The organism is Vannielia litorea (assembly GCF_019801175.1).
GTDB lineage: Bacteria > Pseudomonadota > Alphaproteobacteria > Rhodobacterales > Rhodobacteraceae > Vannielia > Vannielia litorea_B.
In genome coordinates, this window is sequence record NZ_JAHVJR010000001.1 from 239,749 (window position 1) to 248,703 (window position 8,955).

6 protein-coding genes are annotated in these 8,955 nt (G+C 66.5%); 2 read left to right on the forward strand and 4 right to left on the reverse strand.

What is annotated here, in order from left to right:
• Window positions 1-13 precede the first annotated feature (13 nt).
• The 3 genes from KUV38_RS01270 to deoC form a co-directional block, all read right to left on the reverse strand.
• Complete coding sequence (locus KUV38_RS01270) at window positions 14-838, reverse strand: alpha/beta hydrolase (protein ID WP_222468321.1); 825 nt, start codon at window positions 836-838, stop codon at window positions 14-16.
• 191 nt (window positions 839-1,029) lie between these two features.
• The gene (locus KUV38_RS01275; RefSeq protein ID WP_222468322.1) at window positions 1,030-3,357 is read right to left on the reverse strand and encodes an aldehyde dehydrogenase family protein; all 2,328 of its coding nucleotides are present in this window, start codon (window positions 3,355-3,357) and stop codon (window positions 1,030-1,032) included.
• Between the two features lie 202 nt (window positions 3,358-3,559).
• Window positions 3,560-4,570: a deoxyribose-phosphate aldolase gene (deoC, locus tag KUV38_RS01280; RefSeq protein ID WP_315898577.1), complete on the reverse strand. Its 1,011-nt coding sequence runs from the start codon at window positions 4,568-4,570 to the stop codon at window positions 3,560-3,562.
• A gap of 217 nt (window positions 4,571-4,787) precedes the next feature.
• On the opposite strand from deoC, the gene rpe reads away from it, so the two are divergent.
• Together rpe and KUV38_RS01290 are read left to right on the forward strand one after the other, a co-directional pair.
• A complete protein-coding gene (gene rpe / locus KUV38_RS01285; protein ID WP_222468323.1) occupies window positions 4,788-5,468 on the forward strand; it encodes a ribulose-phosphate 3-epimerase in 681 nt (226 codons plus the stop codon).
• A gap of 74 nt (window positions 5,469-5,542) precedes the next feature.
• Window positions 5,543-7,642, forward strand: a complete 2,100-nt coding sequence (locus tag KUV38_RS01290) for a PAS domain S-box protein (RefSeq protein ID WP_222468324.1) — start codon at window positions 5,543-5,545, stop codon at window positions 7,640-7,642.
• A 192-nt stretch (window positions 7,643-7,834) separates the two neighbouring features.
• On the opposite strand, the gene KUV38_RS01295 is transcribed toward KUV38_RS01290, so the two are convergent.
• A complete protein-coding gene (locus tag KUV38_RS01295; RefSeq protein WP_222468325.1) occupies window positions 7,835-8,911 on the reverse strand; it encodes a BMP family ABC transporter substrate-binding protein in 1,077 nt (358 codons plus the stop codon).
• Window positions 8,912-8,955: the final 44 nt, after the last annotated feature.

Below are 8,955 nucleotides of genomic sequence, written 5' to 3' on the forward strand. Positions count from 1 at the left end.
TGAAGGCGCGGTATCAGGCGGAGGGGTTGGGCCAGTTTGGCGGCTCGGCCCCTTCGCTTGTGAGCCATGCGGTGAACGGGTGATCCGCCTCAAGAAGGAAGTCTATCACGTTGAAATGGTGGAGTTCCGGTGCCTCGGTGACCGGAACGTCCCAGGGCAGCGCGTTGGCCTGTGCGATAAACGATGGCCGTTCGGCGGCGCCAACCAGCACATGCACAGGGATTAACGGCGCGGGCTGATGCACGGGGCTCTCGGATTTTGCCTCTGTTTCAGTGAGTTGCAGCGTGTCGTTCAACGGAACCTCGCGCAGCGGGGCGAGGTCGGTGAGCGGGGAAATGGGCAGACATCTGGTAAGGCGGTCGCGGGCGGTGCCGATGTCGAGCGCGGGGTCGAGCATACGCAGGGCAAGATGCCCCCCGGCGGAATGGCCGGTGAGCGCGATTTTTCCACTTGTTTTCAGGGCGATGGCCGAGATGGCGCGGGCGAGGCTGCGGGTGATGTCGGAAACGGTCACCTCTGGGCAGAGCGGATAGGAGGGCATGGCCACGGCCCAGCCGCAGGCGGTGGCCCCGGCGGCGAAGTGCGACCAGTCCGCCCGCGAGAAAGCGCGCCAGAAACCGCCGTGGATATAGATCAGCGTGCCTTCGGGCTTTGCGGATTGCGGGTAGAAAAGATCATACTTCTCAGAGGGATGCTCGCCATAGCTCACGTTGAGACGAGCGCGGCCCAGAGCGGTTTCGAGGCTGCGATACTCCCGCGCGGCCTCGGCCCAGCGGTCAGGATAGGCGGCGCCATCGGGGATGAAAGGCGCGTTGTCGAAGGCGGTCGGGTCGGTCATTTAAAGGGCTTTGCGTTTTTGTCGGTATGGCGGGGGCGAAACGGCGTTAACCGTGAATTTGCTGAATGCACATTCGATGCACAACTGATGCACATCCTATGCATACGACAAAAATGCAAAACGGCCAGAGGTTAACGGCGCGGACGGTGGGCCGGGAGGGTGCGCATTGACCGCGCACCCTGCGGGGCGGGTCAGACGCCGTATGGGATCCAGACGGTCTTGATCTCGGTCGCGGCGGCCAGCATCTCGCGGCCCTCGGTGGCCGGGTCGGACCAGTCGGGGAAGAGCGAGAGGGTGCGCTTGAGGTTGCCTGCGCTGGCCTTCTCAATGCCCGCGGTTAGCTCGGGGGCGGAGAAGTTCCAGACAGAATCCACCTCCATATGCTCGGCGAGGGTCTTGGCGAGGTCGGCGTGGGGGCCGGTGACGATGTTGACCACTCCGCCGGGGACATCGGAGGTGTCGAGCAGTTGGTAGAAGTCGGTCGCGACCAGCGGGAAGGGCTCGGAGGGGCAGGCGACAATGCGGTTGCCCATGGCGATGGCCGGGCCGATGGCGCTGACGAGGCCGAGGAGCGGCTGGGCGGGGGAGCAGAGGGCGCCGATGACGCCGCAGGGCTCGTTGAAGGCGACGGCGGTGCCGCGCATCGGGACGGGCTTGGCGGCGCCGTCCAGCTTGTCGGCCCAGGCGGCGTAGGCGAAGAGGCGGGAGATGGAGGCTTCGACCTCGGCGGTGCCGGACTTGCCGGTGAGGGCCTTGATCCGGTTCGCGAATTCCGCGCTGCGGGCGGAGAGGTTTTCGGCCAGGTAGAAAAGGATCTGGGCGCGGAGGTGGGCGGAGGATTTGGCCCAGCCTTTTGCGGAAGCGGCGGCTTCGACGGCGTTGCGGATGTCCTTCCGGGAGCCGGTGCCGACGTGGCCGAGGAGGTCGCCCTTGGGGCCGTGGATGGCGGTGGAATAGCCGGAGTCGGGCCGGGCCTGCTTGCCGCCGATGTACATCTTGGCGGTGCGGTCGAGCGGGTCAGCGGGGGCGCCGTTGCCCTCGAAGGCTTGCGGGGTGGCGGCCTTCTTGGGGGCCTTGGCGGGCTTGGAGTAGGCCATGAGGCCTTCCCATCCGCCCTCGCGCCCGAAGCCGGACTCGCGGATGCCGCCGAAGCCTGCGGCGGCGTCGAACATGTTGGTGCCGTTGATCCAGACCACGCCTGCAGCCAGTTGCGGGGCGACGTGGAGGGCGAGGTTTATGTTTTCGGACCAGAGGGTTGCGGCGAGGCCGTAGCGGGTGTTGTTGGCCAGCGCGATGGCTTCGTCGGGGGTGCGGAAGGTGCAGCTGACGAGGACGGGGCCGAAGATTTCTTCCTGCATCAGGGTGGAGGAGGGGGCGAGGCCGGTGATGAGGGTGGGCGGGTAGAAGCATCCCTCGGGGCAGTCGGAGTTTGCGACGTAGGTTTCGCCCTCGGTGTTGGCGGCGACCATGTCGGTGATGGTTTTGAGCTGGGTCGGGTCGACCACGGCGCCGACGTCGATGCATTTGTCGAGCGGGTCGCCGATGCGGAGGCCGTCCATCCGGGCCTTCAGCTTGGTGTGGAAGGCGTCGGCGATGCCTTCCTGAACCAGCAGGCGGGAGCCGGCGCAGCAGACCTGGCCCTGGTTGAACCAGATGGCATCGACGAGGCCTTCGACGGCGCTGTCGATATCGGCGTCTTCGAAGACGATGTAGGGGGATTTGCCGCCGAGTTCGAGAGTGAGGGGGATGTTGCGCCCCGCAGTGGCCTCGCGGATGCGGCGGCCGACGGCGGTGGAGCCGGTGAAAGCGAGTTTGTCGACCGGGGCGTTTACGAGGGCCTCGCCGGTGGCGCCGTCCCCGGTGACGATGTTGAGGACACCGGCGGGGAGGCCGGCCTCTTGTGTGATCTCGGCGAAGAGGAGGGCGGTGAGGGAGGTGTATTCAGCCGGTTTGAGGACGACGGTGTTGCCCATGGCGAGGGCGGGCGCGACCTTCCAGGCGAGCATCAGGAGTGGGAAGTTCCATGGGATGATCTGGCCTGCAACGCCGAGGGGTGCGCGGTCTGGCAGCTCGGTGGGGGCAAGTTGGGCGTGGCCTGCGTGGTAGTAGAAGTGGCGGGTGGCGAGTGGCACGTCGATGTCGCGGGACTCGCGGATGGGTTTGCCGTTGTCGAGGGTTTCGAGGACGGCGAAGAGGCGGGAGTGCTTTTGCAGCAGGCGGGCGAGGGCGTAGAGGTATTTGGCGCGCTGGTGGCCTGAAAGGGCGGCCCATTTCGGCTGGGCCTTGCGGGCGGCTTTGACGGCCTTCTCCACGTCCTTGGCGGTGCCTTGGGTGAGGGTGGCCAGCTTGTCGCCGGTGGCGGGGTTGCGGCTGAGGAAGCCCTTGGCGGGCTTCTGGAAGGCGCCGTCAATGAAGTGGCCGAACTTGCGGTTGTGCTTGTCGAGCCATGCGGCGGCCTCCGAGGCGGACTCGGGGGCAGGGCCGTAGGCGAGGGTTTCGAAGATTTCGGGGACGTTCATTTCGTTTCCGATCGCATCGTTTGAGCTATGGCACCTAGCCCGGCACCGCCGGGCAGCGCCCGTCCCGCCCCCCCACGGGGCGGGCGCTTTGTCGACGCCCATGCCCTGCGGATGTGTTTTGCGAGACGGCGAGGTGCCGCTATGTGGAGGGCCGCCCCGCGCGGGACGGGCGCTGCCCTCGTTCCATGTGGCAACGTTCGGGTCATCCCATCGCGTGCCGGTAAGAGGCCGAATAGGCGCCGGTGGTATGGTGCTCGAGTTGGCGCTCGATGTCTCCCAGCAGGGAGGAGGCGCCGAAGCGGAAGAGGTCGGGCTGGACCCAGCGGGGGCCGAGTTCGTCCTTCAGGAGGGCGAGGTAGAGGAGCGCGTCTTTGGCCTTGGAGATGCCGCCCGCGGGTTTGTAGCCGACGCGGTGGCCGGTGGCGTCGAAATAGTCGCGGATGGCGCGGATCATCACGAGAGACACGGGCAGTGTGGCGTTGACGCTTTCTTTACCCGTCGAGGTTTTGATGAAGTCGGCGCCGGCCATCATGCAGACGAGGCTGGCGCGGGCGACGTTTTGCAGCGTGCCCAGCTCGCCTGTGGCGAGGATCGCCTTGACGTGGGCGGGGCCGCAGGCGACGCGGAAGGCCTTCATCTCGTCATAGAGCGCCTGCCAGTTGCCGGTGAGCACGTGGCGGCGGGAGATGACGATGTCGATCTCCTCGGCCCCGGCCTTCACGCTTTCTTCGATCTCGGCGAGGCGGAGGTGGAAGGGAGAGAGGCCGGCGGGGAAGCCGGTGGAGACGGCGGCGACGGGGATGCCCGAGCCGCGCAGCGCCTCGACGGCGGTTGGCACCATGTCGTGGTAAACGCAGATGGCGCCGGTGGTCAGCCCTTCCATCCCGAGCGCTTTCAGCAGGTCGGCGCGGACGGGTTGGCGCGCCTTGGCGCAGAGGCGTTTGACGCGGCCTTCGGTATCGTCGCCCGCAAGCGTGGTGAGGTCGATCAGGGTGATCGCCTTGCAGAGCCATGCGGCTTGGAAGGCCTTTTTCACCGAGCGGCGGCCCGGAAGCGTGGCGGCGCGGCGCTCGATGGCAGAGGTGTTGGCCTGGGCGCGCAGGACCCAATCCATATCCAGCTCCATGCCCGGATTGCGGGCGAGGGTGAGCTGCGGCAGCTGGGCCGTGGCAGCCGGACTTTCGGCTTTGGCGGTCGCGGGCTTTTCAGACACGGGGCGGGCCTCCTCGGGGGAAAGCGTGGCATGGGGCGGTTGGGTTGTCCACGGGATGGTTTTTACCAAGTGGTCAAATATGGGGCAAGAGGGGGTTCTCGCTGTTAAGGAGCGCTTGGCTGGCTTTGGCGCGACAGACGACGGGGCGGGCAGTGGGCAGATTGCCCAGCCTACGGGTTTGCGCTAATCGGTGGCCAACCCAAACGGAGCCACGCCCATGCCCTTCGACCGTTCGATCAAGATCGCCCCCTCCATCCTTGCCGCCGATTTTGCCGCCTTCGGGGCGGAATGCGAGGCCGCAGAGGCGCAGGGGGCCGACTGGATCCACGTGGATGTGATGGACGGGCATTTCGTTCCGAACCTCACCTTTGGCCCGGCGATGTGCAAGGCGCTGCGCCCGCATATCAAGGGGGTGATGGACGTGCATCTGATGATCGCCCCGGTGGACCCTTACATTGACGCCTTTGCCGAGGCGGGAGCCGATGTGCTGACGGCGCATGTCGAGGCGGGGCCGCATATTCACCGCACGCTTCAGGCGATCCGCGCGGCGGGCGTGCGCCCCGGCGTGGCGCTCAACCCCGGCACCCCGGCGGAGGCGGTGCGCGACGTGCTGGGCCTTGTGGACCTCGTTTGCGTGATGACGGTGAACCCCGGCTTCGGCGGGCAGAAGTTCATCGACATGGGCGACAAGATCCGCGCCCTGCGCGAGATGATCGGCGACCGCGAGATCCATATCGAGATCGACGGCGGCGTGGACCCGAAGACCGCGCCGCTGGTGGCGGGCGCGGGGGCCGATGTGCTGGTGGCCGGCTCGGCGGTGTTCAAGGGCGGCTCGGTGGCCAACCCGGCACCCTACGGAGAGAACATCCGTGCGATCCGCGCGGCGGCGGCCGGATAAACCTGCATTCGCGGAAAAGCTTCCTTAACATTCCTCTGTCACACCTCCGGCCAAACTGAGCTTGGAGTAGTGAGATGGGTTTTGCAGGATTCGGGCGCAGCCGGTTGAAGGAGGCGGACCCGCTGGCCCTTCTGGGCGGGGCGGTTCAGGCCACCTACGCGGTGATCTGGTTCAGGCCCGATGGCATGATACTCGATGCGAACGAGAATTTCTGCGCCGCCACCGGTTACGCGCGCGAGGAGATCGTGGGCCAGCATCACCGGATGTTCGTGCAAAAGCGCTATGGGGCCAGCGAAGACTACAAGGCTTTCTGGGAGCGACTCGCACGGGGCGAGAGCTTTACCGCCACCTTCCCGCGCATCGCCAAGGGCGACCGGAATATCTGGATCGAGGCGGCCTATGTGCCGATCCGGGGCGCCGGGGGCGAGGTGGAGAAGGTGGTGAAATTCGCCACCGATGTCACCGCGCGCGAGTTCGAGGCGATCAAGGCCAAGAGCCGGCTGACCGCGCTGGACCGGAGCCAGGCTGTGATCGAGTTCGAGCCGGATGGCACCATCGTGACCGCAAATGCCAACTTTCTCGATGCGGTGGGCTATGAGCTGGAGGAAATTCGCGGCAAGCACCACCGGATGTTCTTGCGCGAGGATATGCGTGAAGACCCGGACTACCTGCATTTCTGGAGCGATCTGGCCAAGGGCGAGGCCAAGCTGGGCAAATTCCGCCGCTTCGGAAAGGGCGGGCGCGAGATGTGGCTGGAGGCGACCTACAACCCGATCATCGATGCGCGGGGTCAGGTGGTGAAGGTGGTGAAATTCGCCGCCGATATCACCAACACCCGGGTTCAGGCGATCGACTCGCAGGGCCAGCTTGCCGCGCTGAGCCGGAGCCAGGCGGTGATCGAGTTTGACCCGGACGGCACGATACGGAAGGCCAACGAGAACTTTCTCGCCGTGACCGGCTACGAGGAGAGCGAGATCCTGGGCCAGCACCACCGGATTTTCATGCACCCGGATGAGGCCGCCGGGGAGGGCTATGCAGCATTCTGGCAGGCGCTGGCGGGTGGCACCTTTCAGGCCGGGCAATACCGGCGGATCACCAGCACCGGTGCGGAAATCTGGATCGAGGCGAGCTACAACCCGATCCTCGACACCGATGGCAAGGTGGCCAAGGTGGTGAAGTTCGCCACCGACATTACCGGGCAGAAGCGCGCGATCCGGGCGTTTCAGGATGCGGTGACGGGGCTGGCGGGCCATGACCTGAGCGTGCAGATCGGGGTCGACGTGCCCGAGGAGTTCGTGCGGCTGAAGGAGGAGTTCAACGTTTCGGTCCGGGCGCTGGCCGAGGTGATCTCTGGCATCTCCGACCGGGCGACCGCGATCCTGACGGAAACCGGCCAGATCTCGGCCTCGGCCCGCGACCTCAGCATGCGCACCGAGAAGCAGGCCGCGGCGCTGGAAGAGACCGCCGCCGCGCTGGACGAGATGACCTCGTCGGTGCGCGGCGCGGCAGGCAATGCCGACGAGGCCGCGAAAACCGCGCAATCGGCGGAGGAGAGCACGGCAACCGGGCTGGAGATGTCACGCAAGGCGGTGGAGGCGATGAAGGAGATCGCGGCGAGCTCCGAGCAGGTTTCCAGCATCACCGGCGTGATCGACGAGATCGCCTTCCAGACCAATCTGCTGGCGCTCAACGCGGGCGTCGAGGCAGCGCGGGCGGGCGAAAGCGGGCGCGGCTTTGCGGTGGTGGCCTCGGAGGTGCGGCAACTGGCGCTGCGCTCCTCCGACAGCTCCCGCGAGATCGCCCAGCTGGTGGCCTCCACCTTCGAGCGGATTCAGGCCGGGGTGAAGCTGGTGGATGACAGCGGCTCGGCGCTGGAGCAAATCGCGGGCTACGTGCAGGACATCCGCGGCAAGGTCGCCAGCCTCGCCACCTCCTCGCAGGAGCAATCGGTTGGGCTGGACGAGATCAATACGGCGGTGAACGAGCTGGACCGCGGCACCCAGCAGAACGCCGCGATGTTCGAAGAGACCAGCGCCGCGACGCAGGCGCTGGAGCGCGAGGCGGAGACCCTCTCTGGAAGCACCCGGCAGTTCACCTTCACCGCACCGCCCGAAGGGCGGGGTGCAGACATGAATCCTGAAACGCCGCCGAAGGTGGCGCAGCACAGACGATAGCCGCGCGTCAGCGCGGCCTCCGATGAGCCGAAGAGTCGCCGCGCCAGCGGCGCCTGCTTGGACCGCCGCGCCGAAGGCGCGGCCCGGGAGAAGCCCGCATCGCACCAAAGAAGAAGGGCCCTGCCAGTGTTGGCAGAGCCCTCGTTTGCTTGGTCTCCGGCAAGGCTCGCGGCCCGCCGGCGGCAGATGCCTTTACTGCGGGATCTCGCCTTCGAGGCCTTCGACGTAGAAGTTCATCCCAGCCAGCGTGCCGTCATCGGCGGTTTCGCCCTCGGCCAGCCAGTCGGAGCCGTCCTGCTTTTTGATCGGGCCGGTGAAGGGGTGATACTCACCCGAGGCGATGGACGCCTGGAGCGCCTCGGCCTCAGCCTTCACCTCGGCGGGCACCTTGTCGGTGATCTCGCCGATGCCGACCATGCCCGGGCCGATGCCGTCCCAAGTGTTGGTCGACTCCCAGGTGCCATCCATCACCGCCTTGGTGCGGGCGATGTAGTAGGGCGCCCAGTTGTCGATGATCGACGACACGCGCGGGCCATCCTTGTACTCGGCCATGTCAGACGCCTGCCCGAAGCCGATCACGTTGCCCGCCTCGGCGGCCGCGGCGAGCGGGGCGGTGGAGTCGGTGTGCTGCAGGATCACGTCGGCGCCCTGCTCGATCAGCACCTTGGCGGCGTCGGCCTCTTTCGCCGGGTTGAACCACTCGTAGACCCAGACGATCTTGAACTGCACGTCGGGGTTGACCTTTTTCGCGTGGATGTAGGCGGAGTTGATGCCGCGCACCACCTCAGGGATCGGCACCGAGCCGATGTAGCCGATCACGTTGCTCTCGGTCATGTGGCCCGCGATGGTGCCCTGCACCGCGCGGCCCTCGTAGAAGCGGGCGGAATAGACCGAGACGTTGGGCGCGGTCTTGTAGCCGGTAGCGTGCTCGAACTTCACATCCGGGAACTTGGCGGCCACGTTGATGGTGGGGTCCATGTAGCCGAAGGAGGTGGTGAAGATCAGGTCGGCGCCGTCGAGGGCCATCTGGGTGATGACGCGCTCGGCATCGGGGCCTTCGGGCACGTTCTCGACATAGACGGTTTCGACCGCGTCGCCGAACTCGGCCTCGACGGCCTTGCGGCCCTGATCGTGCTCATAGGTCCAGCCGCCGTCGCCGACCGGGCCGACGTAGACAAAGCCGACCTTGGTTTTGTCCTGGGCCAGCGCGGGCGTGGCGGCGAGCGCCAGCGCGGCGACGGCGCCTTTGAGGAGGGTTCTTTTTTTCATGTGGATTGCTCCCTGTTGAGTGGTTGGTGGATGCCCCGGGCTTG